The sequence below is a fragment of the Microvirga sp. HBU67558 genome (assembly GCF_018069605.1).
Classification (GTDB): Bacteria; Pseudomonadota; Alphaproteobacteria; order Rhizobiales; family Beijerinckiaceae; genus Microvirga; species Microvirga terrae.
In genome coordinates, this window is sequence record NZ_JAGPUP010000540.1 from 25352 (window position 1) to 52217 (window position 26866).

Genomic DNA, 26866 nt, shown 5'->3' on the forward strand with positions numbered 1-26866 from the left:
GGCTTCCGCCACCCTTGGCTCTCCGTCGCACCGAAGGGGCGTTTCACCCGCATGTGTCCCTGCGATGGAGTCCCTGCCACGTCATCACCGGCCTTGTGCCGGTGATCCCGATGGTCCGGAACGCCGCGCTTTTCCGATCGAGATGGCCGGCACATGGCCGGCCATGACGTCGGAGTGTTGTTCCCCACGGCCGCAAGCCTGAATGACAGGAACGATGTCGTGAAAACAAAAATGGCCGGGCTTCGTGCCCGGCCATCTTCGTCCATCGTTATGGACAAGCCGCTCAGTTCAGCCGCACGCCTTCCGGCGGACGCTCCGAGCCGACCGTGACATCGCCGATCATGAGGCCCATGGGGCCCGCATGCACCGGCACGGTTTCGCCGTCGCGGATCTCACCGGACAGGATGAGCTCCGCCAGCGGATCCTGCACGTGCTTCTGGATCACGCGCTTCAACGGACGTGCGCCGTAGGCCGGATCGTAGCCTTTGTCGGCGAGCCAGTTGCGCGCCTCCTCGTCGAGCTGCAGCACGATCTTGCGATCCTCCAGCAGCTTCTGCAGGCGGCGCATCTGGATATCGACGATCGCTCCCATCTCCGAGCGCTTCAGCCGGTGGAACAGGATGATCTCGTCCACACGGTTGAGGAACTCGGGCCTGAAGTGCGAACGCACCACCGTCATCACCTCGTCGCGCACCGCATCGGTGTCCTGGCCCTCCGGCTGGTTCACCAGATATTCGGCGCCGAGATTCGACGTCATGATGATGAGCGTGTTGCGGAAGTCCACGGTGCGGCCCTGGCCGTCCGTGAGGCGTCCGTCGTCGAGCACCTGCAGCAGCACGTTGAACACGTCCGGATGCGCCTTCTCGATCTCGTCGAACAGCACCACCTGATACGGCCTGCGGCGCACGGCTTCCGTCAACGCGCCGCCCTCCTCGTAGCCCACATAGCCAGGAGGCGCACCGATGAGCCGGGCGACCGAGTGCTTCTCCATGTATTCCGACATGTCGAGGCGGATCAGCGCCGTCTCGTCGTCGAACAGGAAGCTCGCAAGCGCCTTCGTCAGCTCGGTCTTGCCGACGCCCGTGGGGCCGAGGAACATGAACGACCCGATGGGCCGGTTCGGATCCTGCAGGCCCGCGCGGGCGCGGCGCACCGCGGTCGACACCGCCGTGACGGCCTCGGCTTGGCCGACGACGCGACGCCCAAGATCCTGCTCCATGTGCAGCAGCTTCTCGCGCTCGCCTTCGAGCATCTTGTCGACGGGCACGCCGGTCCAGCGCGAGACGACGCCCGCCACGTGATCGGGCGTGACCGCCTCTTCCATCAGTCCGCCGCCGTCGGCTTTCGCCTCGACATCGGAGAGCTGCTTCTCGAGCCCGGGGATGACCCCGTAGGAGAGCTCGCCGGCCTTCGCCCAGTCGCCGTTGCGTTGCGCGGACGCCAGCTGGTTGCGGGCCTCCTCGAGCTTCTTCTTGAGGTCGGCCGCGGTGCCGAGCTTGTCCTTCTCGGCCTTCCAGCGCGCCGTGATGGCGTCCGACTGCTCCTCGAGATCGGCGAGCTCCTTGGTGAGGCGCTCGAGGCGGTCCTTGGAGGCGGTGTCAGTCTCCTTCTTGAGCGCTTCCTGCTCGATCTTCAGGCGGACGATCTCGCGGTCGATGTTGTCGAGCTCCTCGGGCTTCGAATCGACCTGCATGCGCAGGCGCGACGACGCCTCGTCGACGAGATCGATGGCCTTGTCGGGCAGGAAGCGGTCGGTGATGTAGCGGTTCGAGAGCGTCGCGGCGGCGACAAGCGCCGAGTCGGTGATGCGCACCCCGTGATGCTGCTCGTACTTCTCCTTCAGGCCGCGCAGGATCGACACGGTGTCCTCCACCGTGGGCTCGCTGACGAAAACCGGCTGGAACCGGCGGGCGAGCGCCGCGTCCTTCTCCACGTGCTTGCGGTACTCGTCGAGGGTCGTCGCCCCGACGCAGTGCAGCTCGCCGCGGGCGAGCGCGGGCTTCAGGAGGTTCGAGGCGTCCATGGCCCCGTCGGCCTTGCCGGCGCCGACGAGCGTGTGCATCTCGTCGATGAACAGGATGATGCCGCCTTCGGCGGACGTCACTTCCTGCAGCACGCTCTTCAGGCGCTCCTCGAACTCGCCGCGGTATTTCGCGCCGGCGATCAGCGCGCCCATGTCGAGGGCGAGCAGCTGCTTGTCCTTCAAGGATTCCGGCACGTCGCCGTTGACGATGCGCAGGGCGAGGCCTTCGACGATGGCGGTCTTGCCGACGCCGGGCTCGCCGATCAGCACCGGGTTGTTCTTGGTGCGGCGCGAGAGCACCTGGATCGTGCGGCGGATCTCCTCGTCGCGGCCGATCACCGGATCGAGCTTGCCGTCGCGGGCCGCTTCGGTGAGGTCGCGCGCGTATTTCTTGAGCGCATCGTAGGCGTTCTCCGCCGTCGCGTTGTCGGCGGTGCGGCCCTTGCGCAGGGCATTGATGGCGGTGTTGAGCCCCTGGGCCGTCACTCCGGCCTGGGCCAGGATCTTGCCGGCTTCCGTGTCCTTCTCGACCGCAAGCGCCAGCAGCATCCGCTCGACGGTGACGAAGGAATCGCCCGCCTTCTCGGCGGCCTTCTCGACCGTGTCGAAGAAGCGCATGAGCTCGCGGGTGGCCTGCGGCTGCGAGGCGGAGCCGGACACCTTCGGCTGCTTGGCGAGCCATTGCTCCACCGCCGCATGGGCGTCGCGGGAGCGGCCGCCGGCGCGGTCGATCAGGCCGGCGCACAGGCCTTCCGGATCGTCGAGCAGAACCTTCAGCACATGCCCGGGGGCCAGCTGCGGATGGCCCTCGCGCACGGCGAGATTCTGCGCCGCCTGCACGAATCCCCGGGCACGCTCGGTATACTTTTCGAAATTCATTCTCATCCCTCCTCAGATCCGCCCGCCCTCCTCGAGGCACGGGCCGATCCTGCGATGTCGGACCTCCTCCTGGAGCATCCGCGAACCTTAGGTGGTGTGTCCAATTCGTCACAACAAGGGGGAGGAACCCGCTCGCGATGCTGGCATTGACACTGCAACAGTCTTGAGGAGACCCCCATGACACGCGATCCGCGCTCGGACGCCGAAAAAGCCCGCGCCGACCTGGCCCGCAATGCGGAGCTCGGCCTGGCGGTTCCGGAAAGCCCGCTCGAGGAAGGGCCTTCGGTGACGCCGGAGACCTTCGGCGACACCACCGGGAACGGGCAGGTGTCCCCAAGGCCCGGCCAGACCCTGGCGCAGGCCGAGGCGGACCGCGACATCGGCGATTCGACCGGGACCATCACCACGTCCCGGGACATTCCGGTCGACCCCAGGAACGTGAAAGCCCCTCCGACTCATCGCAGCGACAAAGAAGACGGCGTGCTCACCCGCGCCAAGGAGTGACAAGACATGGCCCTTTCCGATCTGATCGCCCGTTTGAGCCCGAGCCGCCGCCGCGCCGAAAAGGCCGAGAAGGCGCGCGACGAGCTGAAGGCCAATGCCGAGAAGGCCCTGCGCATGAAGCAGGAGGCCGGCCCGCAGACCCATATCCCCGAGCACCAGACCTCCCATGAGGGCATGCAGAAGGACCCGCATATGGTGGAGTTCGACCGTTCGAGCGGCCGCGAGGCCGGCTTCACGCCTCAGCTCAAGCGCTCCAAGGTGGCCCGTTCGGGCGACGCATCGTAAGGCTTGCGCCTGCGCTCGTGAAAAGCCCCGCAGTTTCGGCGGGGCTTTTTCTGTTTGCCGCCCGAAACGACACACCCTGCCGTCATGGCCGTCCCCGGACTTGATCCGGGGATCAGTCCCGGCCATCCCAAGTGGAAGGGCGCAGCGTTTCGGAGGAACGGGATCACCGGCACAAGGCCGCTGATGACGTGAGCGGATCCCTTGCTCCTGCCTCGCTCGCCTTCTATCGATAGGCCATGAGCATCCGCATCGCCTCCCTCCAGCGCTATCCGGTCAAGGGCCTGTCGCCCGAGCCCCTGTCCTCCGTGTCCCTCACGAAGGGCGATTACTTTCCTGGCGACCGGCTGTTCGCCATCGAGAACGGCCCGGCCGGTTTCGACCCGGAGAACCCGCAGCATCAGCCCAAGATCAAGTTCCTGATGCTGATGCGCAACGAGAGCCTGGCGCGGCTCAAGACCCGCTATCTCGATTCGATCACGACGCTGTTCATCGAGGAGGGCGGGCGCGAGGTGGCCCGCGGCGATCTCTCCACACGGGAGGGGCAGCTTGCCGTCGAGGCCTTCTTCCGCCGCTTCATGCCCAGGGACCTGCGCGGCCCGCCAAAGGTGCTCGCCGCTCCGCAAGGCTTCCGGTTCACCGATTCCCGGCGCGGCTTCGTCTCGCTCATCAACCTGGCGAGCGTGCGCGAGCTGGAGAATGTGGTGGGGGCACCGGTCGATCCCCTGCGCTTTCGCGGCAACGTCCACCTGGAGGGGCTGGAGCCCTGGGCCGAGTTCGGTCTCGTCGGCCAGGTGCTGACCACGGCCTCGGGAGCACGCCTGAAAGTCACCAAACGGATCGAGCGCTGTGCCGCCACCAACGTGGACCCGGACACGGGCATTCGCGACCTGGAGATCCCGAAAAGCCTCATGAAGGCGTATGGGCACTTCGATTGCGGCATCTATGCCGAGGTGCTGAGCGGCGGAACGCTCGAGGTCGGCGGGGACCTGGAGACCGAGCAGGCGACCCTGGCGCTGTAATCTCTTTCCGTTCGGTGGTCCGGCCGGGAACGACATCCTCACGTCATCACCGGCCTTGTGCCGGTGCTCCCGATCGTAAGGGCTCGGTGCCTCACCGGATCGGGATGGCCGGGACAAGCCCGGCCATGACGGGGCGGGAATCCGTTCCCCCCCGCAGGATCGCGGCCGCCGTTCTCTGGGCAAAAAAAGGGAGAGCCTGGCTCTCCCTTTTCGCATCTTGTGAGGTGAAGGCTTACTCGGCGGCCGGGGTCTCGGCCGGATCCGGCGTGAAGCCGGCATTCTCGGCATTGGCCGCCTCGATCATCTCCTGGCGGGTGCGGCGGCGGCGGCGCGGACGGGGAGCCTCCTCGTCGTTGGCCGCTTCCTGCACCACGGGCGGAGCCGGGGGAGCCTCCTCGACGGTGGCCGGCGCCGGCGTGCGGACCGGGTTCGTCAGGAAGGCCGGAAGCGTACCCTGCTCGGGCGCCTCGGCGTCGTCCCGGCGGCGGTCGCGCTGGAAGCGCTCGCGGCGCTCAGGGCGGTCCCCACGCTCGAAGCGGTCATTGCGCTCGGGACGGTCGGTCCGCTCCTGGCGGTCCTGCCGATCCTGACGTTCGAACCGGGCAGGACGCTCGCCGCCCTCGGAACGGGCCTCGTAGGGCTGCTCGTCGCGCTGCTGATCCTGACGTTGGAAGTCCTGGCGCGGCTGGCGGTCGCGCTGGAAGCGCTCGCGACGGTCGCCCCGATCTTGGCGGTCGTTCCGGTCGCCGCGATCCTGGCGGTCGCCCCGATCCTGACGATCGGTGCGGTCGAAGCGCGGCTGACGCTCGTTGCGCTCGCCCCGGTTCTCGTAGGGCTGCGGCTGGGAGCCGAAATCCTGGTCGTCGCCATTGCCGAAATCCTGGCCGCCGGCGCGCTCGAAGCCGGGGCGCTCGCCCTGGCCGAAGCCCTCGTCCTCGCCGCCCTCCTCGTCGAAGGAGCGCTGCTGCTGGTAGCCGTACTGCTCACGCAGCTGCTCCTGGGCGGCCGCGATGATGCGGAAATAGTGCTCGGCGTGCTGGAAGTAGTTCTCGGCCGCCACCGGGTCGCCGCTCGACTGCGCGTCGCGGGCGAGCTGGCTGTACTTCTCGGCAATATGCTGAGCCGTGCCGCGGATCTTCACGTCCGGGCCGTTCGACTCGTAGCTCTTCGTCAGGGGATTGGGCCCCTTGTTGTTGTTGCGGTTGTTGTTGTTACGACCGCGCATACGCCTGTTTTGTCCTGGTCTCATCGTTCGCTCTACGAGCCTCGCTGGTTCTTCACGCCCACGCGATATGCAAGCCAATATTCACCGAACGGGCTCAGCGCCCACCGTTCGCGTGGCAACCGTCTGACATTCGGCCATAGCCCATCAAAGGCTCAAGCCATCCTTCAGTGTCGGGTTCAGATGATCGCGCCAGGCTGTTTCTGTTTCAAAAGCCCCTGCCTGCGCGACTGATATCGTTTGGTCTTCCGGCATGCCCCTCAGGGGCTGCCGATTTGTTTAGACCGAGGACGATCTCTAGACCCGAATCTAGCGGGTTCCTCCCGGTCCAACAAGGGCTAATTCCGATTTTATCCCGCTCTTGGACACAAAAGCCGCATCCTGTTCATCACGATCGCCTCATGGCGACGCAGCGGGGATGACCTGACAGATCGTGGGCGATCCGCAGGATTTCAAGGCCGCAAGTCCTTGCCAAGCTGACTAAATCGTCCGCCTGATCGTAGCCGATCTCGACCACGAGCAGGCCGCCGGACGCCAGCAGCCGCCCCGCCTCGCCTAGGAGGACCCGGTAGGGATCGAGGCCGTCCGGGCCCCCGTCGAGGGCGAGCCGCGGATCGTGGTCGCGCACCTCCGCATCGAGGGCTGGAATGACCCCCGAGGCGATGTAGGGCGGGTTGGACACGATGAGGTCGAACGGGCCCGAAACCGCATCGGCCCAGCGCGAGAGGGCGAAATGGCAGCGGCCGCCGACGCCGTTCTCCGCCGCGTTGGCCCGGGCCGTCACGAGGGCCCCGAAGGACAGGTCGATTCCCAGCCCCCTGGCGTTCGGCAGCTCGTGAAGGAGCGCCACCAGGATGATGCCCGATCCGGTGCCGAAGTCGACCAGCCTGAGGGGCGCCTGCCGATCCGGCAGCAACGCGAGGGCGGTCTCGACCACCGTTTCCGTGTCGGGCCGGGGCACCAGGGTCTCAGGGGAGAGGCGGAAGGGCAGGCCCCAGAACTCCCGGGTGCCGACGATCCGGGCGACCGGCTCATGGGCGAGGCGCCGGCGCGCGAGACCGGACAGCATCCCGGCCTCTTCGGGCGACAGCGGGACGTCCGGACGGGTGATCAGATCCGTGGCCGGAATGCCGAGAGCCGTCAGAAGCAGGACCCGGGCATCGAGCGCCGCAGTCTCGAATCCGGCCTCCTGGAGGGTCCGGCGGAGCTCCCTCAGGGCCTCGGACCGGGTCGTCACGACCCGGGGCTCGGCCGCGCGCTCACGCCGCCTGATCCTGGGCGGCGAGCTGGGCCGCCTGATGCTCGGTGACCAGCGCGTCGATCAGCTCGTCCAGGGCCTGGCCGCCGATCACCTCCTCCAGCCTGTAGAGGGTCAGGTTGATCCGGTGGTCGGTCACGCGCCCCTGGGGGAAGTTGTAGGTGCGGATGCGCTCGGAGCGGTCGCCGGAGCCGACCTGGGCCTTGCGGTCGGCGGCCCGGGCGGCGTCCTTGGCGGTGCGCTCGGCGTCGTAGAGGCGGGCGCGCAGGAGCGCCATGGCGCGGGCACGGTTCTTGTGCTGGGAGCGCTCGTCCTGGACGAATACCACCATGCCGGTCGGCAGATGGGTGATGCGGATCGCCGATTCGGTCTTGTTCACGTGCTGGCCGCCCGCGCCCTGCGCCCGCATGGTGTCGATCTTCAGGTCGGCGTCGTTGATCACGACGTCCACGTCCTCGGCTTCGGGTAGCACCGCCACGGTGGCCGCGGAGGTGTGGATGCGGCCCTGGGTTTCCGTGTCCGGCACGCGCTGCACCCGATGGACGCCGCTCTCGAACTTCAGCCGGGCGAACACCCCGCGTCCCTTGATCTCGGCCACGACTTCCTTGTAGCCGCCGGCCGTGCCCTCACTCTCGGACACGATCTCGACCTTCCAGCCCTTCAGGTCCGCATAGCGGGTGTACATGCGCAGCAGGTCGCCTGCGAAGAGGGCCGCCTCGTCGCCGCCGGTGCCGGCGCGGATTTCCAGAATGGCGCTCTTCTCGTCGGCCTCGTCCCGGGGCAGCAGCATGATGCGCAGGTCCTGGGCGGCCTTCTCCAGGTCCGCGCGGGCCTGGGGCAGCTCGTCCTCGGCGAGGGAGCGCATCTCGGCATCGGTCCCGGAATCGTCGATCAGGGCCTGGAGGCCGTTCAGGTTGTCCTCCATGGCGCGATAGGCCCGGATGGCGTCCGCCACGCCGTCGAGTTCGGACAATTCGCGAGAGAGGGCCACGAAGGTCTCGGGATCCGGGCCGGCATTGAGCGTCGCCGTGATGATGTCATGGCGGGCCAGGATGGCGTTCAGGCGATCAGAGGGTGGGGCAATCGACATCAGACCGGAATACCATGGGTTTCCGCAAAATGGGCGAGCTTGGGACGCAGCGTTTCGCCGCCCCCGGCGTTCTTCAGCTCCTCGCGGATCAGGGCGCTGAGTTCCGCGACGTTCATTTCCAGCAGCATGGCCTTCACGGGCCCGATCGCGGCCGGCGACATGGAGAGCGAGCGGAAGCCGAGGCCGATCAGGGCCATGGCCTCGAGGGGGCGCCCGCCGATCTCGCCGCACACGGTCGCCAGGCAGCCGGCCGCCTGCGCCTGCTCGGCCACCATGTTCAGGGCCCGCAGCATGGGGGCGCTCAACGGGTCGAACCGGTCCGCCACGCGCCGGTTCTCGCGGTCGATGGCGAAGAAGAACTGCATCAGGTCGTTGGTGCCCAGCGAGATGAAATCGGCGCTCTCGCAGATCTCCTTGAGCTGGAACAGGAGCGAGGGCACCTCCAGCATGACGCCGAGCTTCAGGTCCGACGGCAGGGGGTGGCTGTGGTTGGCCAGATGCGCCTTCTCCCGCTCGACGATCTGCTTGGCGCGCTCGAACTCGTCGCAGGTCGCCACCATGGGGAACATGATCTTCAGCGGCCGTCCGGCCGCCGCCTTGAGCAGGGCCCGGACCTGGGCGCGCAGCAGGCCCGGCCGGTCGAGCCCGATCCGGATGGCCCGCCAGCCGAGGGCCGGGTTCTCCTCCTCGACGGACTGCATGTAGGGCAGGATCTTGTCGCCCCCGATATCGAGGGTGCGGAAGGTCACGGGCCGGTCGCCGGCCTCCGCGAAGACCGTGCTGTAGAGCGCCTGCTGCTCGGTCGCCGAGGGCATGCGCTCGGCGATCATGAACTGCAGCTCGGTGCGGAACAGGCCCACGCCGGCCGCTCCGGTCTCGGCGAGATGCGGCAGGTCGACCACCAGCCCGGCATTGATCTGCAGGGTGACCTCGACCCCGTCCCGAGTGACGGCCGGCACGTCGCGCAGCTTGAGATACTGCTCCTGCCGGCGGGCCCGGAGGCGCGCCTTCTCGGCATAGGCCGCCTCCACGTCGGGATTGGGCCGGATCTGCACCTCGCCGGCCGCGCCGTCCACGATGATGGCGTCCCCCGGCTCGGTCAGGGAGGTGGCGTTCGACACCTCGCCCACGGCCGGGATGCCGAGCGCCCGGGCCACGATGGCGATGTGGCTCGTCGGTCCGCCCTCCTCGAGCACGACGCCGCGCAGGCGCGAGCGGTCGTAGTCGAGGAGCGCCGCCGGGCCCATGGAGCGGGCCACCAGGATGGCATTTTCCGGCAGCTGCTCCCGTTCGGCCACCAGGTCGCGCCCGACCAGGCGGTGCAGCAGGCGGTTGGCGAGGTCGTCGAGGTCGTGCAGGCGCTCGCGCAGGTAGGGGTCGGTCTGGCGCAGCATGCGGGCGCGGTTGTCGGACTGGACGCGCTCGACGGCGGCTTCCGCCGTCAGGCCCGAGGCCACGGCCTCGCGCATGCGCCGGAGCCAGCCCTGGTCGTGGGCGAACATGCGAAAGGTCTCCAGGACCTCCCGGTGCTCCCCGTGATGAGCCACGTCGCCGCGCTCGATCAGCTCGTCGATGGACAGCCGCACCTCGGCGATGGCCGAGTCCAGGCGCCTGAGCTCGGCCTCGCTGTTCTCGGCGATGAGGTTCTTGACCACCACGCGGGGCTCGTGGAGCACCACATGGCCGAGGCCCACCCCGTCGGCGAGCGCGACGCCCTTCTGGTAGACGGGGCGGCGGAGCGCAATGCCCGTGTCGACGGGCGCCAGGGCCTGCAGCTCGCCCGTGGCCAGCATCTCGGCCACCACCATGGCGGTGGTCTGGAGCGCCTCGACCTCCTCCTCGGCATAGACCCGGTAGGTGCGGTTCTGGACGACCAGGACGCCCAGCGTGTTGCCGGCCCGCAGCAGCGGCACGCCCAGGAAGGCGTGGTAGATCTCCTCGCCCGTCTCGGGCTTGTAGGAGAAGGCCGGGTGGCTCTGGGCGTCGGACAGGGCCAGGGGCTCGGCGGTCGACGCGATGAGGCCGACGAGACCCTCGCCCGAGCGCATGATGGTGAGGTGGACGGCCTCCCGGTTCAGGCCTTCCGTGGCGAACAGCTCGAGCACGCCGTCGCCGCGCATCACGTAGACGGAGCACACCTCCGCGACCATGTTGGCGGCGATCTGGGTGACGATCTTGTCGAGACGGTCCTGCGCCCCGACCGGCTCCGCCATGATCTCGCGGAGGCGGCGCAGCAGAAGGCGCGGACCGCCGGGAGCGCTTGGCATGAGCTTACTGTTCCCGTCCTTCACGAGCCGGCAGGGCGAACCGGCGGCTACCTATGATGAATGTCGCAGCCCGACAGTTCCCTCGTCAATCAGGCTTGATCAAGGCCGTATAGCGAGTGGAGCGTGCGCACGGCAAGCTCCGTGTAGGCCGATTCGATCAGAACCGAGAATTTGATCTCCGAGGTGGTGATCGCCCGGATGTTGATGCCTTTGTCGGCCAATGCTTTGAAGGCGCGCGCCGCGACGCCCGCATGGCTGCGCATGCCCACCCCGATGGCCGAGACCTTCACCACGTCGGTCGCGCCCTGGAGCTCCTTGAAGGCGATCTCGTCCCGATGGGTGTTGAGGATCGCGCAGGCCCGCTCGTAATCGGCCGTGGGCACCGTGAAGGTCAGGTCCGTGGTGGCGGCGTTGTCGGACACCACCTGGATGATCATGTCCACGTTGATGTTGGCGTCCGCCAAGGGCACGAAGATCGAGGCCGCGATGCCCGGCTTGTCGGCGATGTCCCGCAGCGTGATCTGGGCTTCGTCGCGCGAATAGGCGATGCCCGTGACAACCTGCTGTTCCATGATGTCTTCCTCGTCGCAGATGAGGGTGCCGAGCTTGGGGTCGGCGGGATCGTCGAAGCTGGAGCGCACGTAGGTCGGCACGCGATGCATCATGGCGAGCTCGACCGAGCGCACCTGAAGCACCTTGGCCCCCAGCGAGGCCATTTCCAGCATTTCCTCGTAGGAAACCTTGTCCAGGCGCCGGGCCTTGGGCACGATGCGCGGATCGGTGGTGTAGACGCCGTCCACATCCGTGTAGATGTCGCAGCGCTCGGCCTGGACGGCGGCGGCGAGCGCCACGGCGCTCGTGTCCGAGCCGCCCCGGCCCAGGGTCGTGACGCGCCCGGTGGGTTGGTGGACGCCCTGGAAGCCGGACACGACGGCGACCTCCCGGCTGTCCGTGAAACCTTTCAGGATCCCCGTGCCGTCGATGGCGGCGATCCGCGCCGAGCCATGGGCTTCGGAGGTCATGATCGGGATCTGCCAGCCCTGCCAGGAACGCGCCTTGAGGCCCATTTCCTGCAACGCGATGGCGAGAAGGCCGGACGTGACCTGCTCGCCGGAGGCGACGACCACGTCGTATTCCTTCGAATCGTAGAGGGCGGAGGCGTCCTTGACCCAGCCGACGAGCTCGTTGGTCTTGCCCGCCATGGCGGACACGACGACGGCCACGTCGTAGCCGGCCTCGACCTCGCGTTTGACATGCCGCGCCACGTTGCGGATGCGCTCTACGGTGGCGACGGAGGTTCCGCCGAACTTCATGACAAGACGGGGCATGGGCGAAGAAGGCCGTGATGTGAAATTGAAATTTTGCCCCTTCGCGCCGCGAAAAGGCGCGTATACATGACGGCAGGTCCGCGCCCTGTCAACGCGCGGAAAGCATTTCTTTGCCTTGAGGAAATAGGTTCCGATGACCCACGGCGCATCCACGACCATCGACCCGGCCGAGGTCGCTCGATTCGAGAAGATCGCCGAGACATGGTGGGATCCGAAGGGCCCCATGAAGGTCCTGCACAAGTTCAATCCGGTGCGCCTGGCCTATATCCGGGACGAGGCCTGCCGCCGCTTCGGGCGCGACCCGCGCTCGGCCCGTTCGCTCGAGGGGATCACGATTCTCGACGTGGGCTGCGGCGGCGGCGTGCTTTCCGAGCCCCTGGCGCGCCTGGGCGCCCGGGTGACCGGGCTCGATCCGGCGCCCACCAACATCTCGGTCGCCCGGCTCCATGCCGAGCGGGCTGGCGTTCCGGTCGATTACCGCGACGAGACGGTGGAGGCCGTGGTGGCCCGGGGGGAGGCCTTCGACCTGGTGCTCGCCATGGAGGTGGTGGAGCACGTGGCCGACCGGCAGGCCTTCGTGGAGGCCTGCGTCCGGGCGGTGAAGCCCGGCGGCTGCCTCGCCATGGCGACGATCAACCGGACCCTGCGCTCCTTCGCATCAGCCATCGTGGGGGCCGAATACATCCTCGGCTGGCTGCCGAAGGGCACCCATGAATGGGACAAGTTCGTCACGCCCGACGAGCTGAAGGATGCGATCCGCGCGGCGGGCTTTTCCGTCCATGACCTCACGGGCGTCGCGTACAGCCCGCTGCGGGACAGCTGGTCCCTGTCCCGCGACACGGGGGTCAATTATATGCTGCTGGCCGCGAAGGCCTGAGCGGCTGCTCCCGCGGGGCGACGCGGAGCACGAGATAGCCCGCCAGTCCCGAGAGGACGGAGCCCATGAGCACCCCGATCTTGGTGGCGTCTCCCAGTTCCGGCTGGTCCGGGAAGGCGAGGGCGCCGATGAACAGGCTCATGGTGAAGCCGATGCCGCAGAGCAGCGCGACCCCGTAGCATTGGGCGCGCGTCGCGCCGGCCGGCATGTCGGCGAAGCCCAGATGGACGGCCGCATAGGAGAAGGCATAGACGCCCACCTGCTTGCCGATGAAGAGGCCGAGCGCGATGCCGAGCGGCAGCGGGTTCAGAAGGCCGTCGAGGGACAGGCCGGAGAGCGACACGCCCGCATTGGCGAAGCCGAAGATCGGAATGACCGCATAGGCGACCCAGGGCTGCAGGGTGTGCTCGAGCCTGTGCAGGGGCGAATCCTCCGCCCTGGTCTTCTTCGGGTTCGCATGGAGAGGGATCGTGAGGGCCAGCGCCACGCCCGCAAGGGTCGCATGGATACCGGACTTCAGCACGAAGACCCACAGCACCGCGCCGATGACGAGATAGGGCAGGAGGAACGTGACGTCGAAGCGGTTGAGGGCGACGAGCACGAGCAGGCACAGGGCCGCCCCGGCGAGCATCGGAAGCGAGAGATCGCTCGTGTAGAAGACCGCGATGACGATGATCGCCCCGAGATCGTCCAGAATGGCGAGCGCCGTCAGGAAGATGGTGAGGGATTTCGGCACCCGTGACCCGAGGATGGCCAGCACGCCCAGCGCGAAGGCGATGTCGGTGGCGGTCGGGATCGCCCAGCCGTGGTGGAGCTGCGGCTCGTTGCGGGTGACCGCGAGATAGACGAGCGCCGGCACGACCATGCCGCCCAAGGCCGCGACCCCGGGCAGGATCCGGCGCGGCCAGGTGGAGAGCTGCCCGTCCAGCATCTCGCGCTTGATCTCGAGCCCCACCAGCAGGAAGAACAGCGCCATGAGCGCGTCGTTGATCCAGTGAAGGACGCTCAGGCCCAGCACGTAGGTCTTCAGAACGCCGAAATAGGCCCCGGCCAGGGGCGAGTTGGCGACCGCCAGCGCAATCACCGTGACGCCCATGAGGATCATGCCGCCGGAGGCCTCGCTGTCGAAGAACCGGCGCATCAGGGAGACGCGGCGTTGAGGCTTCAGGTCGGCTTTCGGCTGGTCCATGGACGTCTCCTGCAACCTCAACTGGGCGTGAGGCGAATGGTTCGGGTAAAGCGCCCCGCCTGGCAAGCGTCCAATGACAAAACCAGGAGCAACTCTGCTCAGTCCGGGCGCAGGATCTCGACGAGATAATCCAGGAAGGCCCTGACCCGGGCGGGCAGGTGGCCGCCGCCCACATAGACCGCGTGGATGCTTTCCATATCGCCGGGATTGTAGGCCTCCAGCACCGGAACGAGCCGGCCCGCCTCCATGTCGGGCCCGACATGAATCCTGGACAGGCGGCTGATGCCGAGGCCGGTGAGCACGAGGAGCCGCATCGACTCCCCGTCGCTGACCTGGGCGTTGCCGGTCGGTACGACCACGGTCACGTTGCCCTCCCTGTCCCGGAATGGCCAGCCGTTGCTCTGGCGGGCGAAGCTGAAGCCGAGCAGGTTGTGCCGGGCGAGATCCTCCGGGCTCCGCGGCGTGCCGTGGCGGTCCAGATAGGCGGGCGCGGCCACCAGCACCATCCGGCTCTCGGCGAGCTTGCGCGCCACGAGCTGAGAGGACTTCAAGGGCCCGACCCGGATGGCCACGTCGGCCCGGTCCTCCAGCAGGTCGACCACTGCGTCGGTCAGCGTCACCTCCACGGTCACCTCGGGATGCCGGGCGAGAAAGCCGGGCAGGAGGGGGATCAGGCGGTGGGTGCCGAACGGGACGCTCGTGTTCACCCGCAGGCGGCCGCGCGGGACAGCCCCCGAGGCGGCGCCGCGCTCGGCCTCGTCGAGATCGGCCAAGACCCTCACGGCGCGGTCGTAGAAGGCCGCTCCTTCCGGCGTCAGCTGGAGCTTGCGGGTCGAGCGGTTGACGAGCCGCGCGCCGAGGCGGCTCTCCAGCCGGGCGACGAGCTTGCTCACCGCCGAGGGCGTGAGGCGCAGGGCGCGCGCGGCGGCCGAGAAGCCGCCGAGATCGACCGCCCGCACGAAGACCTCCATCTCGCCCGACCGGTTGACCTCCATGCGCGCCATTGTGACTTCAACTCACAAATTCTATTCCAGGCGGCAGGCTAGTTCATAAGCGGATCGGCGTCCATCTTGCGCCCACCATGCGGCTCTTGCCGCTCCTCTCAAGGACGTGCTTCTCATGCCTCTCGCTCTTTACGCCCTGACGGCCGGTGCCTTCGGCATCGGGGTCACGGAATTCGTCATCATGGGGCTGCTGCTGCAGGTGAGCGCCGATCTCGGCGTCTCGATCTCGGCCGCGGGCCTGCTCATTTCCGGCTATGCTCTCGGCGTCGTGGTCGGGGCGCCGCTCCTCACCACCGTGACCGGCCGCTGGTCGCGCAAGACCGTGCTCCTCGCCCTCATGGTCGTGTTCACCTTGGGCAATCTCGCCTGCGCGGTCGCGCCGGACTACGCGACCCTCATGGCGGCCCGGGTGCTGACGGCCTTCGCCCACGGCACCTTCTTCGGTGTCGGCTCGGTCGTCGCCACGAGCCTCGTGCCGGGCGACAAGAAGGCCTCGGCCATCGCGGTGATGTTCACCGGCCTCACGGTGGCCAACATCCTGGGCGTCCCGTTCGGCACCTGGCTCGGCCAGGCCTACGGCTGGCGCGCTACCTTCTGGGCAGTGACCCTCGTGGGCGTCGCGGCGCTCGCCGTGATCGCGCTCTTCGTGCCCAAGGATCGCCAGGACACGGCCGAGGGCGGCAGCCTCGCGGACGAACTCACGGTGCTGGCGCGCCGGCCGGTGCTGCTCGGGCTGCTTACCACGGTGCTCGGCTATGCGGGCGTGTTCGCGGTCTTCACCTATATCGCGCCGATCCTGACCCAGATCACCGGCTTCTCGGAGGAGGCGGTGTCGCCGATCCTGCTCGTCTTCGGCGGCGGCCTCGTGCTCGGCAACCTCCTTGGCGGCAGGCTCGCCGACCGGCGCCTGATGGCGACCCTGCTCGGGTCCCTCGGCCTGCTGGCCGTAGTGCTGGCCGCCATGACGCTGGGCGTTCACGACAAGGTCCTGGCGGTCGCCTTCGTGGGCCTGCTCGGCGCCGCCGCCTTTGCGACCGTGCCGCCGCTGCAGATGTGGGTTCTGGAGAAGGCCGACGGCGCCGGCCAGAGCTTGGCCTCGAGCCTCAACATCGCGGCCTTCAATCTCGGCAACGCCCTTGGCGCTTGGCTCGGCGGCTTCGTGATCGATCACGGGCTGGGCCTCGGTTCGATCCCATGGGTGGCGGCGCTGCTGCCCGCCTCCGGCCTCGCCCTGGCCCTGTGGAGCCGCAGGCTCGACCGCGCCGAGGCGTCCCCGGTGCTGGAGCCTGTGAAAGCTCCTTTCTGACAGCATCGTTCAGTCGTCTACCATTTCAGCACTGGCCTTCCGGCGTCGCGTCCGGGAGGCCAGGATCGTCTCCAGGCTGACGGGGCGGTAGTCGAAGGCATCCACACCCACGTCGAACTGGCGCGTCTGGGGCTTCAGCTTGGCGTGCGAGTGGCCGTGCAGGTCAATCCAGCCGCGGCCCATGTTCTTCCACGTGCGAAACGCGTAGTGGCACATGACGAGCGCATGGCCGTCGAGCATCAGTTCCGCATAGGCCTGAACGCTCTCCCAGCCCTTCGCCGCAAGGGTCGCCGATCCGTCGTTGTTGCCAGAGATCAGATGCTTGCGGCCGTTGAGGAGCCCGAGCAGTTCCTCGATCCGTTCCGGGCGAACGTGCAGGGCGAAATCACCCAGGTGCCAGACCTCGTCCTCGGGGGAGACAGCCTCGTTCCAGTTGGCCACGAGAGCGGCATCGTGCTCGGGGATCGTCCTGAACGGCCGCTTGTCGATCCGCAGCACCCGGGGATCACCGAAATGGGTGTCGCTGGTGAAGAAAACCGCCAAGGGAAGCTCATCCTCATCGTCGTTTCCGATGAGGCATAAGCTGAAAAGGCCGAGCCCTGTTCCGCCAGGCGCCTACTTGAACATGCCGTCCCGCAGGTTGACGCCATATTCCTTGTAGGCCTTGAGAGCGCAGAGCATCTGCGTCCAGCCCTGGCAGTTGCCGTAGGACGATTTCAGGCCGGCCTCCGTGTCGCGCCAGCCTTCCTCCGAAATCGAGACCAGGGTCCGCTGTCCGTCATCGAGCGGTTCAAATGTCATCGTGACCGTCGTCCGGTAGCGGCCGGGCGCGTCGCCTGATGGCTCGTCGCCGGCCTCCCATTGCAGGACGATCCGCTTGTCCGGCACCACCTCGACCACCCAGACCGGAAAGGCCCCCGGGAAGTCATGGAAATCCCACGTGACGGTCGCTCCGGTCTCGAGGCGGCCCTTGGCGCCGCCGGTCGTGAAGTAGCGCGACAGCTCGGCGGGATCGACCACGGCCTCGAACACCTCAGCGACCGGCTTGGCAATCCTGGCGGATACTTTGAACGTCAGATCCATCACGGGCCTCCTTGCGCGTCCTGTCATCATGTTATAGAAATATAACATGTCAAGCGATGATCAGAATGATCGCGTATTCAAAGCCTTATCGGCCGCGATCCGTCGTGACATCCTCGACGCTTTGAAGGACAGGCCGCAGACGACGGGGGCATTGTGCGCCCGATTCCCCGCGCTCGACCGCTGCACGGTGATGCAGCACCTGAAGGTTCTGGAAGGCGCGGATCTCGTGATTGCGAAGCGCGAAGGACGCGAGCGCTGGAACCACCTCAATCCGCTGCCGATCAAGCAGATCTACGACCGCTGGATCGGTGCCTATGCCGGCCGGGCCGTGGAGATGCTCGACCGGTTGAAGACCGATCTGGAAGGGTAGGGCGCGGCCTAGTTCCGATCGTCCGGCACGACCGGCAGAGGCAGGACGTCGATGCCTTCCTCCAGCAGCGCCTTGGCTTCGGCAAGATCCGCCTCGCCGTAGATCGAGCGCTCTTCCGTCTCGCCGTAATGCATCCTGCGCGCTTCCTCGACGAAGCCCTTGCCGACATCCTCGGCGTTCTTCATGACGTGCTCGCGCAGGGCCCGCAGGGCGGCGCGCAGCTCCCGTTCCCGCTCGGAGAGAACCGCAACGGGCTGGGCTTCCGGCGCTGGTACCTTCGGGGGCTTGTCCGTGCGCGCTATGGCTGGCGCCATGATCTGCTTCTCGACCTTGGCCGAGTTGCAGAACGGACAGGTCACGAAGCCGCGCTTGCGCTGCGTCTCGAACGCATCGCTCGACGGAAACCAGCTCTCGAACTCATGGGCCTGCTCGCAGGCCAGGGCATACTTGATCATCTCTCGGTGGGACTTAAGGATTCGGACCGGGAATGAGAAGGGGATCAGGCGATGGCCGCCCGATCCGTCTCGATGGTGGGAACGACCTCGACCCTGAACGGCCGCGCGTTCTTGAGGGTCGGGATCCGGCCGCGCACGTCCGCCACGAGGGCGGTGTCGATCTCGGCCAGGAACACGCCGGGCGCCGTGCCGCCTTCCGCCAGCACCCGCCCCCAGGGGTCGATGATGACCGAATGGCCGAAGGTCTCGCGCCCGTCCTCGTGAAGGCCGCCCTGAGCGGCGGAGATCATGAAGGAGCCTGTCTCGATGGCTCTCGCCCGGTGCAGCACATGCCAATGGGCCTCTCCGGTCTGCCGGGTGAACGCGGCCGGCGCCGAGAGGAACGAGGCGCCGTTATCGGCCAGTGCCTTGTAGAGGGCGGCGAAGCGCACGTCGTAGCAGATGGTCATGCCGAGATAGCCCCAGGGCGTTTCTGCGGCCACGGCGGAGGCGCCGCCCGTATAGGTGGCCGATTCGCGCCAGCTCTCGCCATTGGGCAGATCCACGTCGTAGAGGTGGATCTTGTCGTAGGAGGCGATCACCTCGCCGTCCTGGCCGATGAGGAAAGCCCGGTTGGCGACCTTGTCGCCCTCCTTGACCGCGATGGAGCCGATCTGGACTACGATGTTCCGCTCCCGCGCCACCTCGCGCAGGGCGGCAAGCACCGGATCCTGCGCCTCGGGCCCGACCTTGTCGAACAGCTCCGCCCGGTCCCGGCAGACCAGGGAGGTCATCTCGGGCGTCTGGGCGAAATGCGCGCCTTGGGAGGCCGCTTCGCGCACCAGCGCGACCGCATCGTCGCGGTTCTTGAGGACGTCGCGTCCGGAGCGCATCTGGACGCAGGCGGCGGTGAAGCGGGTCGAGGTCATGAATTCTGGTCTCCGTCAGGCCTGCAATAAAGGCTCAAGCTGGCCCCTGTCATCAAGAGCATACAGGTCATCGCAGCCGCCGACATGCTTTTCGCCGATGAAAACCTGCGGGACCGTGGAGCGCCCGTTGGCCCGCTGGATCATCTCGGCCCTGGCTTCCGGCTTCTTCTCGATGTCGATCTCGGTAAAGGCGACGCCCTTCTCGCCGAGAAGCTTCTTGGCCGCCGAGCAATAGGGGCACCAGCTCTTCGTATAGATCGTGATGGATGGCATGACAGAGAGATCTCCTTTAATGGCGAGGATATAGGGAGCCTGGCGCTCGGATCACAACTCCTGGACAACTCGGGCGAAGGCCAGAATATCCACGCAGACCGCACCCCCGCGCAGGAGCGCCCGCGACGCCGCATTGGCCGTGGCGCCGGTGGTCAGCACATCGTCGACGAGGAGCACGCGCCCGCCTTTCAGCCTGGCCTTCGCCTCAGGGGGCACGCGGAAGGCGCCCTGGAGGTTCTCCTGACGCTGCGCCTTGGTGAGCCCGACCTGGCGGCGGGTGTGCTTGACGCGTGTGAGCAGGAACGGGTCGCAAGGGACGCTGCATTGCGCCGAAACGGCCTGAGCCAAAGCCATCGCCTGATTGAACCGCCGTCGCCACAGACGCCAGCGATGGAGCGGCACGGGGACGATTACGTCGGCCTCCCGGAGCAGCTCGGCGCCGGCCCGGACCATCATCCCGCCCAGGGCGCGGGCGAGTTCCAGACGGTCGTTGTATTTGAGCCGGTGCACGAGCAGGCTCGCCGCGCCGTCGTATTCCGCCACCGCGCGGGCGCGCCCGAACACCGGCGGATCGGCCATGGCGGCCGGCGAGACCAGCGGCTGACCCAAATCCACCGCGAACGGCGTCCCGAGCCGCTCGCAGAAGGGCCGCTCGATGAAGCGGATCTGCGACCAGCAGCCGGCGCAAAGGGCGTGAGGCTCGCCGGTGGCGGCCTGGCAGGCGATGCAGGTCGGCGGATAGAGGAGGCCGAGAGCCGAATGCCATGCCTCCCTCGCACCCGTCCGGAAGCGGGCGCTCAGCGGATTCGGCTGGTTGTCGGCAGGCTCGCTCATGGGACAAGCTTAGCCGATGGACCGGCTCCTGGCATCCGTTGCGGGCGGACAAAATAATCCTTGGTTCCCGGCCTCGCACACGCCATATCCAGCGCCTCATGAGCACGCCTCTCGTTTTCGATCGCTCCCTTGTCCGCCGCCGTCTGGCGCGTGCGCTGCACCAGGGTTATGCCGATTTCCTTCTGGTCCGCGCCGTCGAGGATCTGGAGGAGCGCCTTTCCACGGTGCTGCGGACCTTCTCCCTCGCGCTCGACGTGGGCACGCCGACGCCTGCCGCCGCCGAGATCCTGCGCCGGAGCGGACGCGCCGAGACGGTGGTCCGGCTGGCGCCGGTGCCGGAGGCGGGCAGCATTCTCGGCGACGAGGAGCGCCTGCCGTTCTCGGGCGAGCGCTTCGATCTCGCGGTGTCGCTTCTGGCCCTGCAGGGCGTCAACGATCTGCCCGGAACGCTCATCCAGATCCGCCGGGCGCTGAAACCCGACGGCCTGTTCATCGGCGCGCTCCTCGGCGGCTCCACCCTGACCGAACTGCGCCAGTCCCTGACCCAGGCCGAAGCCGAGATCGAGGGCGGCGTGAGTCCACGGGTAGCGCCCTTCGCCGATCTGCGCGACATCGGCGGTCTGCTGCAGCGGGCGGGCTTCGCCCTGCCGGTCACCGATTCGGACATGGTCCGGGTGCGCTATGCCAATGCCTTCGCGCTCATGCAGGATCTGCGCCGGATGGGACTGACCAACGCCCTGCATGACCGGCGCAAGACCCCCATCCGGCGCGCGACCCTGATGCGGATGGCGGAGATCTATGCGGAGCGATTCGGCGATGCGGACGGCCGCATTCCGGCGAGCTTCGAGATCGTCTGGCTCTCCGGCTGGTCGCCTCATGAAAGCCAGCAGAAGCCCCTGCGCCCCGGCTCTGCCAAGACCCGCCTGGCCGATGCCCTGGGCGTGAAGGAAGGAGCACCGGCGCCTCCGGTCGACGAGAAGTGATTCTCATCCCGCCTTGGGCTGCAACCCGGTTGCCCTATGTTCATTCTTGAGAAGACCTCTCTGGAAAGCCATGGACCCATGAAAGAACCCGGACCGGATCATCCGATCACCATCACGAAGAACCCCCACCGAATCCGGGTCATGCTCGGCGGCTTCATCGTCGCCGAAACCACGCAGGCTCTGACCCTGCAGGAAGCGACCCTGCCGCCGGTCCAGTACATCCCCCGCCAGGACGTCCACATGGATCTCCTCGATCCCACCGAGCACAGGACCCATTGCCCTTACAAGGGCGACGCGTCCTATTTCACAGTCAACGGCGGCGGACTCGTGCGGGAGAACGCCGCCTGGAGCTATGAAGAGCCGTCCCCCTCGGTTGCGGCCATCAAGGGCCATCTCGCCTTCTACCCTGAGAAGATGGACGCCATCGAGGAATTCGAGGATTAGGGTCTTGTCCTAATGGCTGAAGCGCAGGCGGGTTGCTGGCCCGCCGAGGCCGGGGCAATCTCTCGCGCAGAGGACCCGATCCCGGGAAGATCCATGTCGCCCTTCACCTTCAGCACCGCTCCGTCCCTCATCGTCGGCTCCGGCAGCATCACCCGGCTGGGCGAGATCACGGCCCAGCGTCTCGGTCCTCGCGTCTTCCTGGTAACCGACGCGGGACTGGTGAAGGCCGGGTTGATCGCGCCCGTTCTCCAGGTGCTGGAGGAGGCCGGCATCGTGGTCGACATCTTCGATGCGGTCGTTGCCGATCCGCCCGAGGACGTGGTGCTGGCGGCCGCCGCCCGGGCGAAGGAGTTCGAGGCGCGGGCCGTGATCGGCTTCGGAGGCGGCTCCTCCATCGATGTGGCGAAGCTCGTCGCCCTTCTCGCTGCGAGCGACGAAAACCTTCCCGAGATCTACGGGGTCGGCCTCGCGAAGGGCCCGCGGCTGCCGCTGCTCGCCGTTCCCACCACGGCGGGCACCGGGTCGGAAGTCACGCCGATCTCCATCGTCACCACCGGGGCGCACGAAAAGAAGGGTGTGGTCTCGGCCCTCCTCATTCCCGATATCGCGCTGCTCGATCCGGATCTCACCGTAAACCTCCCGCCGGCCGTGACGGCGGCGACCGGCATCGACGCGATGGTGCACGCCATCGAGGCCTATACGTCGACAAGTCCCAACAACAATCCACTCTCCCGGGCGCTTGCGAAGGAGGCCTTGGTGCTGCTCGGGCGCAACATCGAACGCGCGGTGCATCATGGCCAGGACATCGAGGCGCGCTCGGCCATGCTGCTCGGCTCCATGCTCGCCGGTCAGGCCTTCGCCAACTCGCCCGTCGCGGCCGTCCATGCGCTCGCCTATCCCATCGGCGGGCATTTCGGCGTGCCGCACGGTCTGTCCAACGCTCTCGTGCTGCCGCATGTGCTGCGCTTCAACGCGGCCGCCTGCGAGGCCGCCTATGCGGAACTAGGGCCTCATGCATTTCCGGACCTCGAGGGACGGGCCACCGGATCGACCTTCGTCGAGGCGCTCGCCGCCCTGTGCGCGAGGGTGGGGCTGCCGCCACGCCTGCGCGATGTGGGCATTCCCCGCGAGGCCGTGCCGATGATGGCCGAGGATGCCATGAAGCAGACGCGGCTTCTCGTGAACAATCCCCGGTCGCTCGCCCTCGAGGATGCCCGCGCGATCTACGAAGCGGCCTGGTGACGGATCCATGTCAGATCGTCCGACGCGCCCCGACCGCTCCGCCTTCCGGCTGTTTCGTCCCATCGCGACACGCTGGATGGACAACGATGCCTACGGGCATGTGAACAACGTCCACTACTACTCGTACTTCGACAGCGCCGTGAACGCGTGGCTCATCGAGAGGGGCCTGCTCGCCATTGCCGAGAGCCCGGTCATCGGCCTCGTGGTGGAATCGGGCTGCACCTATTTCGAGAGCGTCGCCTTTCCCGACCAGCTGGAGGCCGGTATCGCGGTCGCGCATCTCGGGCGTTCCTCGGTGCGCTACCGGATCGGGATCTTCAAGACAGGCGCCGATGAGGCCGCCGCCCAGGGCCATTTCGTTCATGTCTATGTGGACCGGGCCACCCGGCGGCCGGTGGAGATCCCGCACGGGACCCGCACGGCGCTCAGCGAGCTCGCCTGAGCCGTCCGGTGAAGGAGACCAGCGCGACGCCCGCCAGCACGACGGCGCCTCCGGTGAGTTCGCGCAGGCCGATGCTCTCGTTGAGGAACAGCACGGCCATGACGGTGGTCCAGAACGGCCCGAGATAGCCTACCATCGAAGCCCGGGTCGGACCCGTTCGACGGATCAGGTGCATGAAGAGCAGGATCGGCAGGGCCGTGGACAGGGCGCCGAGCGCGATGAGAGGCTCCCAATGCGCCGGGACGGCCGCGAAGGCCGAGGGGCCGACGAACGCGAGGGCGAGAACCGTCGCGGCGAAGCCGGAGCAGATCTGCTGGCCGAGCGCCATCCTGGCCGGCTCCGCCTGCCGGACGCTGCGCACATAGATATTCGCCGTCGCATAGCTGCAGGCGACGGCCACCATGACCAGCACGCCCATGGCGTCGATGCCGCTGTCCGGCAGGGCGGCGGGTCCGATCAGGATGCCCATTCCGAGGAAGCCGACGAGTACGCCGACGAGGCGCTGCCGCGTCAGCCGCTCGTCGGCGAACAGCCAATGGGACATCAGAGCGACGATCAGCGGCGACGAGGCCTGGATCATGGCGGCGGGAGCGGTGGGAATCCGCGTCAGGGCAAAGGCCACCAGCACGTTCGGCAGCCAGCCGTTCAGGGTCCCGAGCACGGCCCAGATGCGCCATTCATGGCGCTGCGGCAGGATGCTCTTGCCCTGAAGGATGAACCACAGGGCCAGGGTCGCGGCCCCGATCAGGCCGCGCATGGCGGCGAGCACGAAGGGATTCAGGTTCCCGCTCAGTTTCACGAGCACGAGCGCGCTGCCCCACAGAAACGAGCAGATCAGCAGGTTGGAGATGACGAAGGCGGCCGTGGGAGCAGGCACGGCTGGAACCGCTTCGGCTGCTTGCTGGGACGACATGGGCGTTCTTCAGGGCCCCAGGAGGTCGACGAGGAACGGGATCAGCGGTTCGTCGGCCGGCGGCATGGGATAGGAGCGCAGCTCCTGCGCCCTGACCCATTTCAGCCCCTGTCCCTCCAGCGGCTGAACGAAGCCTTCCCAGCGCCGGCAGACATAGAGCGGCATGAGAAGGTGGAAGGTCTCATAAGGATGGCTCGCAAAGGTCAACGGCGCGAGGCAGGGCTCCTTGACCGTGATGCCGAGCTCCTCGCGCAGCTCGCGAATCAGGGTCTCCTCCGGGCGCTCGCCGGGTTCCACCTTGCCGCCGGGAAACTCCCACAGGCCGGCGAGCTGCTTGCCCTCGGGCCGCTGCGCCAGAAGGATGCGGTTGTCCATGTCGATCAGGGCGACGGCAACGACGAGGGTGAGCTTGAGAGGGGGCACAGGGTCTTGGCCGGGTGTTGGGTGAGCATTGGGATGGTGATCGCTCTCTTATCGCGCTTTGGGATCGATGCGAACTGATTTCGGTATTCTTGACAAACGTAATTACGTATGGATTTTGAAGAACCGGATTATTTTCCGAGATCGGTTACGATCTCTTCAGGATCAGCACTCCTGAGAGGATCATACAACGACAGCCGAAATGGCGCGGAACGGGGGCTCCAATGCCAAGAAAGATCATCGTCTCAGGACTGTGCGTTTTTGCCTGCGGGCTCTGGTCCGGTGCCGTTCGGGCACAGGACTGCTCGGCTCAGGCTGTCTACTTCAACGGTGACATTGTCGAGACCGAAGGCGATATGACGGTCCGGTCGGGCAAAGGCTGCACCTTCAATCTCAACGGGATCCGGGGTGCCATTTCGGAGACGGTGATCTCCCTGAAGCCCAAAGTTGGCAAGGCGGGCGTCACCAATCTGAAACCCTACTACCTGTCCAAGCCGGGTTACCAGGGGCCGGACGAGTTCGCCTACACCTTCGTGGGGATGAATCAGTACGGTGGCCCGATGCGCGTGACCGTGAGGCGGAAAGTCGTCGTCGTGCCGTGACAGGCCCGGGTTAGCTCCGGTAGTCGCCGTTGATCTCCACGTAGGCTTTGGTCAGGTCGCAGGTCCAGGCCGTAGCCTCGCCGCGTCCGAGACCCAGATCGACCCGGATCGTGATCTCGTCGCCCGTCATGTAGGCGGTGGTTCTGGCCTCGTCGTACTCCGGATCGCGGGCACCTTTGACGGCAACCCGGATGTCGCCGAACCAGATCGCGAGCTTGTCGCGCTCGGCCGGTTCGCCCGCCTTGCCGACGGCCATGACCACGCGTCCCCAGTTGGCGTCCTCTCCGGCGACGGCCGTCTTCACCAGCGGCGAGTTGGCGATCGCCATGGCGATCCGCTTGGCCGAGGTGGCGCCCGTGGCGCCGGTCACCTTCACGGTCACGAACTTGCGCGCGCCCTCGCCGTCGCGGGCGACCTGCTGGGCGAGGTCGCACAGCAGGCCTTCGAGCGCGCTGCGGAACTCCTTGAGACGCCGGTCGCTCGGCAGGGAGATCGCGGGGGCTCCCTTGGCGGCGGCCGTTCCCGTGGCGAAGAAGAGCAGCGTGTCGGACGTGGAGGTATCGCTGTCCACCGTCACGCAGTTGAAGCTCTTATCGGCGCCCTTCTTCAGGAGCGTCTGCAGCACCGGGGCGGCGATGGGCGCGTCCGTGAAGATGAAGGACAGCATGGTGGCCATGTCGGGGGCGATCATGCCGGCACCCTTGGCGATGCCGTTGATCGTCACCTCGACGCCGCCGATGGTGGCCGTGCGGGTCGCCACCTTCGGGAAGGTGTCCGTGGTCATGATGGCCTTGGCGGCATCGAGCCAGGCGGTGGGCTTCGCCTTCTTCTCGCAGGTCGTGAGCACGCTCTCGAATTTCGTCGCGTCGAGGGGTTCGCCGATCACGCCCGTGGAGGCGATGAAGACCTGAGAAGCCCGGCAGCCAGCGGCCTCGGCGGCGATGTCAGCCGTGAGCTTGACCGCTTCCGCACCCTTCTTGCCCGTGAAGGCATTGGCATTGCCGGAATTGACCACCAGTGCCCGGGCCGTGCCCTTGCCAAGGTTCTTGCGGCACCAATCGACCGGGGCCGAGGGGCATTTGGAGCGTGTGAAGACGCCCGCCACGCTCGTGTCCTTGGGCAGCGTCACATAAAGAACGTCGGTACGGTTCTTGTATCGGATCCCGGCCTCCGCCGTTGCGATCCGGACGCCGTCGATGGCGGGAAGCGTCGGAAACGATTTGGGGGCGAGCGGAGACACGGACTTGGACATGCAATGGGTCTCGGGTGAGCGGATGGAATACCGTTTAGGAAAGGCGACCTGTGGTTTTTTAAGGCTTTTTGTCAAGTCAAAGGTGCTGGGACGCAACCGTCAGGTCCACGGAACGCAGCCGGTGTGTCCCCGTTGACCCGGTCTGCAAGCGATGGAGGCTTTCATGACGGGCAAACACCCCAAGACCAAACCTCAGGAGCGCCCGCGCAGCGATCTGGATGTCGATCCCGGCATCGGACGCTCCAAGGGCACCACCATGTCGGGCGAGAATCCGCGCGATCTCGATGGCGGCTCGACCTTCCAGGGCGACGTGGAGAACCAGACCACCCGTGAAGGCGGCGTCGATCCGAACCGGATGGGCCGGACGAACAAGTAGTCGTCAGGCACAGGAAAT

General features: G+C 67.1%; 29 protein-coding genes. 12 read left to right on the forward strand and 17 right to left on the reverse strand.

The features are described from left to right. Positions 1-283 precede the first annotated feature (283 nt). Positions 284-2902, reverse strand: coding sequence for an ATP-dependent chaperone ClpB (gene clpB / locus KBI52_RS20420; RefSeq protein ID WP_210811061.1), 2619 nt, complete (start codon positions 2900-2902; stop codon positions 284-286). A gap of 177 nt (positions 2903-3079) precedes the next feature. Between clpB and KBI52_RS20425 the strand changes: the two genes are divergently transcribed. From KBI52_RS20425 to KBI52_RS20435, 3 genes are all read left to right on the forward strand, one after another. After that, positions 3080-3406 carry a hypothetical protein gene (locus KBI52_RS20425; RefSeq protein WP_210811065.1) on the forward strand — a complete coding sequence of 109 codons (327 nt, stop codon included), beginning with the start codon at positions 3080-3082 and terminating at the stop codon, positions 3404-3406. Positions 3407-3412: 6 nt separating this feature from the next. After that, complete coding sequence (locus KBI52_RS20430; RefSeq protein ID WP_173949906.1) at positions 3413-3691, forward strand: hypothetical protein; 279 nt, start codon at positions 3413-3415, stop codon at positions 3689-3691. Positions 3692-3927: 236 nt separating this feature from the next. Next, positions 3928-4710 carry an MOSC domain-containing protein gene (locus KBI52_RS20435; RefSeq protein WP_210811068.1) on the forward strand — a complete coding sequence of 261 codons (783 nt, stop codon included), beginning with the start codon at positions 3928-3930 and terminating at the stop codon, positions 4708-4710. A 232-nt stretch (positions 4711-4942) separates the two neighbouring features. Here KBI52_RS20435 and KBI52_RS20440 read toward each other — a convergent pair whose 3' ends face one another. The 5 genes from KBI52_RS20440 to KBI52_RS20460 form a co-directional block, all read right to left on the reverse strand. Next, the gene (locus KBI52_RS20440; protein WP_210811069.1) at positions 4943-5935 is read right to left on the reverse strand and encodes a DUF4167 domain-containing protein; all 993 of its coding nucleotides are present in this window, start codon (positions 5933-5935) and stop codon (positions 4943-4945) included. A 385-nt stretch (positions 5936-6320) separates the two neighbouring features. After that, the gene (gene prmC, locus KBI52_RS20445) at positions 6321-7169 is read right to left on the reverse strand and encodes a peptide chain release factor N(5)-glutamine methyltransferase (protein WP_210811070.1); all 849 of its coding nucleotides are present in this window, start codon (positions 7167-7169) and stop codon (positions 6321-6323) included. Positions 7170-7191: 22 nt separating this feature from the next. Next, positions 7192-8280 carry a peptide chain release factor 1 gene (prfA, locus tag KBI52_RS20450; RefSeq protein ID WP_173949910.1) on the reverse strand — a complete coding sequence of 363 codons (1089 nt, stop codon included), beginning with the start codon at positions 8278-8280 and terminating at the stop codon, positions 7192-7194. Beyond that, positions 8280-10547 (reverse strand): phosphoenolpyruvate--protein phosphotransferase, encoded by a 2268-nt coding sequence (gene ptsP / locus KBI52_RS20455; RefSeq protein WP_210811074.1) that lies wholly within the window; start codon positions 10545-10547, stop codon positions 8280-8282. The genes prfA and ptsP overlap by 1 nt, the downstream gene beginning before the upstream one ends. Before the next feature lie 89 nt (positions 10548-10636). After that, a complete protein-coding gene (locus tag KBI52_RS20460; protein WP_173949912.1) occupies positions 10637-11875 on the reverse strand; it encodes an aspartate kinase in 1239 nt (412 codons plus the stop codon). 133 nt (positions 11876-12008) lie between these two features. Here KBI52_RS20460 and ubiG point away from each other — a divergent pair, with 133 nt between their 5' ends. Next, complete coding sequence (ubiG, locus tag KBI52_RS20465; RefSeq protein WP_210811078.1) at positions 12009-12752, forward strand: bifunctional 2-polyprenyl-6-hydroxyphenol methylase/3-demethylubiquinol 3-O-methyltransferase UbiG; 744 nt, start codon at positions 12009-12011, stop codon at positions 12750-12752. Here the strand turns inward: ubiG and nhaA are convergent. After that, positions 12721-13941: a Na+/H+ antiporter NhaA gene (gene nhaA, locus KBI52_RS20470; RefSeq protein WP_210811082.1), complete on the reverse strand. Its 1221-nt coding sequence runs from the start codon at positions 13939-13941 to the stop codon at positions 12721-12723. The genes ubiG and nhaA overlap by 32 nt on opposite strands. A gap of 98 nt (positions 13942-14039) precedes the next feature. Continuing rightward, complete coding sequence (locus KBI52_RS20475) at positions 14040-14945, reverse strand: LysR family transcriptional regulator (protein ID WP_173949915.1); 906 nt, start codon at positions 14943-14945, stop codon at positions 14040-14042. Between the two features lie 115 nt (positions 14946-15060). Between KBI52_RS20475 and KBI52_RS20480 the strand changes: the two genes are divergently transcribed. Beyond that, entirely contained in the window at positions 15061-16251 is a 1191-nt protein-coding gene (locus KBI52_RS20480) for an MFS transporter (protein WP_210811085.1), read from the forward strand. A 9-nt stretch (positions 16252-16260) separates the two neighbouring features. On the opposite strand, the gene KBI52_RS20485 is transcribed toward KBI52_RS20480, so the two are convergent. Both KBI52_RS20485 and KBI52_RS20490 read right to left on the reverse strand, forming a co-directional pair. Continuing rightward, positions 16261-16794, reverse strand: a complete 534-nt coding sequence (locus KBI52_RS20485; RefSeq protein WP_210811088.1) for a metallophosphoesterase family protein — start codon at positions 16792-16794, stop codon at positions 16261-16263. A gap of 72 nt (positions 16795-16866) precedes the next feature. After that, a complete protein-coding gene (locus KBI52_RS20490; protein WP_210811093.1) occupies positions 16867-17334 on the reverse strand; it encodes an SRPBCC family protein in 468 nt (155 codons plus the stop codon). Between the two features lie 46 nt (positions 17335-17380). Between KBI52_RS20490 and KBI52_RS20495 the strand changes: the two genes are divergently transcribed. Further along, positions 17381-17704 (forward strand): helix-turn-helix transcriptional regulator, encoded by a 324-nt coding sequence (locus KBI52_RS20495; RefSeq protein WP_173949919.1) that lies wholly within the window; start codon positions 17381-17383, stop codon positions 17702-17704. A gap of 8 nt (positions 17705-17712) precedes the next feature. Here the strand turns inward: KBI52_RS20495 and KBI52_RS20500 are convergent, their stop codons facing one another. From KBI52_RS20500 to KBI52_RS20515, 4 genes are read right to left on the reverse strand one after another with little or no spacing between them, the layout of a single operon-like run. Next, entirely contained in the window at positions 17713-18159 is a 447-nt protein-coding gene (locus KBI52_RS20500; protein ID WP_210811097.1) for a DUF1178 family protein, read from the reverse strand. 44 nt (positions 18160-18203) lie between these two features. Then, positions 18204-19067, reverse strand: coding sequence for a carbon-nitrogen hydrolase family protein (locus KBI52_RS20505; RefSeq protein WP_173949921.1), 864 nt, complete (start codon positions 19065-19067; stop codon positions 18204-18206). A gap of 15 nt (positions 19068-19082) precedes the next feature. Beyond that, the gene (gene grxC / locus KBI52_RS20510) at positions 19083-19340 is read right to left on the reverse strand and encodes a glutaredoxin 3 (protein ID WP_173949922.1); all 258 of its coding nucleotides are present in this window, start codon (positions 19338-19340) and stop codon (positions 19083-19085) included. A gap of 51 nt (positions 19341-19391) precedes the next feature. Continuing rightward, complete coding sequence (locus tag KBI52_RS20515; RefSeq protein ID WP_210811098.1) at positions 19392-20174, reverse strand: ComF family protein; 783 nt, start codon at positions 20172-20174, stop codon at positions 19392-19394. Positions 20175-20272: 98 nt separating this feature from the next. On the opposite strand from KBI52_RS20515, the gene KBI52_RS20520 reads away from it, so the two are divergent. From KBI52_RS20520 to KBI52_RS20535, 4 genes are all read left to right on the forward strand, one after another. After that, on the forward strand, positions 20273-21157 hold the full coding sequence (locus KBI52_RS20520; protein ID WP_210811100.1) for a methyltransferase domain-containing protein: 885 nt from the start codon (positions 20273-20275) through the stop codon (positions 21155-21157). A gap of 78 nt (positions 21158-21235) precedes the next feature. Further along, complete coding sequence (locus tag KBI52_RS20525; RefSeq protein WP_173949925.1) at positions 21236-21601, forward strand: DUF427 domain-containing protein; 366 nt, start codon at positions 21236-21238, stop codon at positions 21599-21601. Between the two features lie 93 nt (positions 21602-21694). Then, a complete protein-coding gene (locus tag KBI52_RS20530; RefSeq protein ID WP_173949926.1) occupies positions 21695-22843 on the forward strand; it encodes an iron-containing alcohol dehydrogenase in 1149 nt (382 codons plus the stop codon). A 7-nt stretch (positions 22844-22850) separates the two neighbouring features. After that, positions 22851-23285 (forward strand): thioesterase family protein, encoded by a 435-nt coding sequence (locus KBI52_RS20535; RefSeq protein WP_173949927.1) that lies wholly within the window; start codon positions 22851-22853, stop codon positions 23283-23285. On the opposite strand, the gene KBI52_RS20540 is transcribed toward KBI52_RS20535, so the two are convergent. After that, entirely contained in the window at positions 23269-24198 is a 930-nt protein-coding gene (locus KBI52_RS20540; RefSeq protein WP_173949928.1) for a DMT family transporter, read from the reverse strand. The two genes, KBI52_RS20535 and KBI52_RS20540, sit on opposite strands and share 17 nt — an antisense overlap. Before the next feature lie 9 nt (positions 24199-24207). Then, positions 24208-24621: a (deoxy)nucleoside triphosphate pyrophosphohydrolase gene (locus tag KBI52_RS20545; protein WP_173949929.1), complete on the reverse strand. Its 414-nt coding sequence runs from the start codon at positions 24619-24621 to the stop codon at positions 24208-24210. Between the two features lie 221 nt (positions 24622-24842). Here KBI52_RS20545 and KBI52_RS20550 point away from each other — a divergent pair, with 221 nt between their 5' ends. Beyond that, the gene (locus tag KBI52_RS20550; RefSeq protein ID WP_173949930.1) at positions 24843-25220 is read left to right on the forward strand and encodes a hypothetical protein; all 378 of its coding nucleotides are present in this window, start codon (positions 24843-24845) and stop codon (positions 25218-25220) included. A gap of 10 nt (positions 25221-25230) precedes the next feature. Here the strand turns inward: KBI52_RS20550 and argJ are convergent, their stop codons facing one another. After that, positions 25231-26472, reverse strand: coding sequence for a bifunctional glutamate N-acetyltransferase/amino-acid acetyltransferase ArgJ (argJ, locus tag KBI52_RS20555; protein ID WP_173949931.1), 1242 nt, complete (start codon positions 26470-26472; stop codon positions 25231-25233). Between the two features lie 163 nt (positions 26473-26635). Between argJ and KBI52_RS20560 the strand changes: the two genes are divergently transcribed. Continuing rightward, positions 26636-26848: a hypothetical protein gene (locus KBI52_RS20560; RefSeq protein ID WP_173949932.1), complete on the forward strand. Its 213-nt coding sequence runs from the start codon at positions 26636-26638 to the stop codon at positions 26846-26848. The last annotated feature ends 18 nt before the right edge of the window (positions 26849-26866 follow it).

What these genes read in the sequence shown, in the direction of transcription:
- clpB (WP_210811061.1), bottom strand. Translation starts at nt 2,902, where the DNA reads ATGAATTTCGAAAAGTATACCGAGCGTGCCCGGGGATTCGTGCAGGCG.
- KBI52_RS20425 (WP_210811065.1), top strand. Translation starts at nt 3,080, where the DNA reads ATGACACGCGATCCGCGCTCGGACGCCGAAAAAGCCCGCGCCGACCTG.
- KBI52_RS20430 (WP_173949906.1), top strand. Translation starts at nt 3,413, where the DNA reads ATGGCCCTTTCCGATCTGATCGCCCGTTTGAGCCCGAGCCGCCGCCGC.
- KBI52_RS20435 (WP_210811068.1), top strand. Translation starts at nt 3,928, where the DNA reads ATGAGCATCCGCATCGCCTCCCTCCAGCGCTATCCGGTCAAGGGCCTG.
- KBI52_RS20440 (WP_210811069.1), bottom strand. Translation starts at nt 5,935, where the DNA reads ATGCGCGGTCGTAACAACAACAACCGCAACAACAACAAGGGGCCCAAT.
- prfA (WP_173949910.1), bottom strand. Translation starts at nt 8,280, where the DNA reads ATGTCGATTGCCCCACCCTCTGATCGCCTGAACGCCATCCTGGCCCGC.
- ptsP (WP_210811074.1), bottom strand. Translation starts at nt 10,547, where the DNA reads ATGCCAAGCGCTCCCGGCGGTCCGCGCCTTCTGCTGCGCCGCCTCCGC.
- KBI52_RS20460 (WP_173949912.1), bottom strand. Translation starts at nt 11,875, where the DNA reads ATGCCCCGTCTTGTCATGAAGTTCGGCGGAACCTCCGTCGCCACCGTA.
- ubiG (WP_210811078.1), top strand. Translation starts at nt 12,009, where the DNA reads ATGACCCACGGCGCATCCACGACCATCGACCCGGCCGAGGTCGCTCGA.
- nhaA (WP_210811082.1), bottom strand. Translation starts at nt 13,941, where the DNA reads ATGGACCAGCCGAAAGCCGACCTGAAGCCTCAACGCCGCGTCTCCCTG.
- KBI52_RS20475 (WP_173949915.1), bottom strand. Translation starts at nt 14,945, where the DNA reads ATGGCGCGCATGGAGGTCAACCGGTCGGGCGAGATGGAGGTCTTCGTG.
- KBI52_RS20480 (WP_210811085.1), top strand. Translation starts at nt 15,061, where the DNA reads ATGCCTCTCGCTCTTTACGCCCTGACGGCCGGTGCCTTCGGCATCGGG.
- KBI52_RS20490 (WP_210811093.1), bottom strand. Translation starts at nt 17,334, where the DNA reads ATGGATCTGACGTTCAAAGTATCCGCCAGGATTGCCAAGCCGGTCGCT.
- KBI52_RS20495 (WP_173949919.1), top strand. Translation starts at nt 17,381, where the DNA reads ATGTCAAGCGATGATCAGAATGATCGCGTATTCAAAGCCTTATCGGCC.
- KBI52_RS20500 (WP_210811097.1), bottom strand. Translation starts at nt 18,159, where the DNA reads ATGATCAAGTATGCCCTGGCCTGCGAGCAGGCCCATGAGTTCGAGAGC.
- KBI52_RS20505 (WP_173949921.1), bottom strand. Translation starts at nt 19,067, where the DNA reads ATGACCTCGACCCGCTTCACCGCCGCCTGCGTCCAGATGCGCTCCGGA.
- grxC (WP_173949922.1), bottom strand. Translation starts at nt 19,340, where the DNA reads ATGCCATCCATCACGATCTATACGAAGAGCTGGTGCCCCTATTGCTCG.
- KBI52_RS20515 (WP_210811098.1), bottom strand. Translation starts at nt 20,174, where the DNA reads ATGAGCGAGCCTGCCGACAACCAGCCGAATCCGCTGAGCGCCCGCTTC.
- KBI52_RS20520 (WP_210811100.1), top strand. Translation starts at nt 20,273, where the DNA reads ATGAGCACGCCTCTCGTTTTCGATCGCTCCCTTGTCCGCCGCCGTCTG.
- KBI52_RS20525 (WP_173949925.1), top strand. Translation starts at nt 21,236, where the DNA reads ATGAAAGAACCCGGACCGGATCATCCGATCACCATCACGAAGAACCCC.
- KBI52_RS20530 (WP_173949926.1), top strand. Translation starts at nt 21,695, where the DNA reads ATGTCGCCCTTCACCTTCAGCACCGCTCCGTCCCTCATCGTCGGCTCC.
- KBI52_RS20535 (WP_173949927.1), top strand. Translation starts at nt 22,851, where the DNA reads ATGTCAGATCGTCCGACGCGCCCCGACCGCTCCGCCTTCCGGCTGTTT.
- KBI52_RS20540 (WP_173949928.1), bottom strand. Translation starts at nt 24,198, where the DNA reads ATGTCGTCCCAGCAAGCAGCCGAAGCGGTTCCAGCCGTGCCTGCTCCC.
- KBI52_RS20550 (WP_173949930.1), top strand. Translation starts at nt 24,843, where the DNA reads ATGCCAAGAAAGATCATCGTCTCAGGACTGTGCGTTTTTGCCTGCGGG.
- argJ (WP_173949931.1), bottom strand. Translation starts at nt 26,472, where the DNA reads ATGTCCAAGTCCGTGTCTCCGCTCGCCCCCAAATCGTTTCCGACGCTT.
- KBI52_RS20560 (WP_173949932.1), top strand. Translation starts at nt 26,636, where the DNA reads ATGACGGGCAAACACCCCAAGACCAAACCTCAGGAGCGCCCGCGCAGC.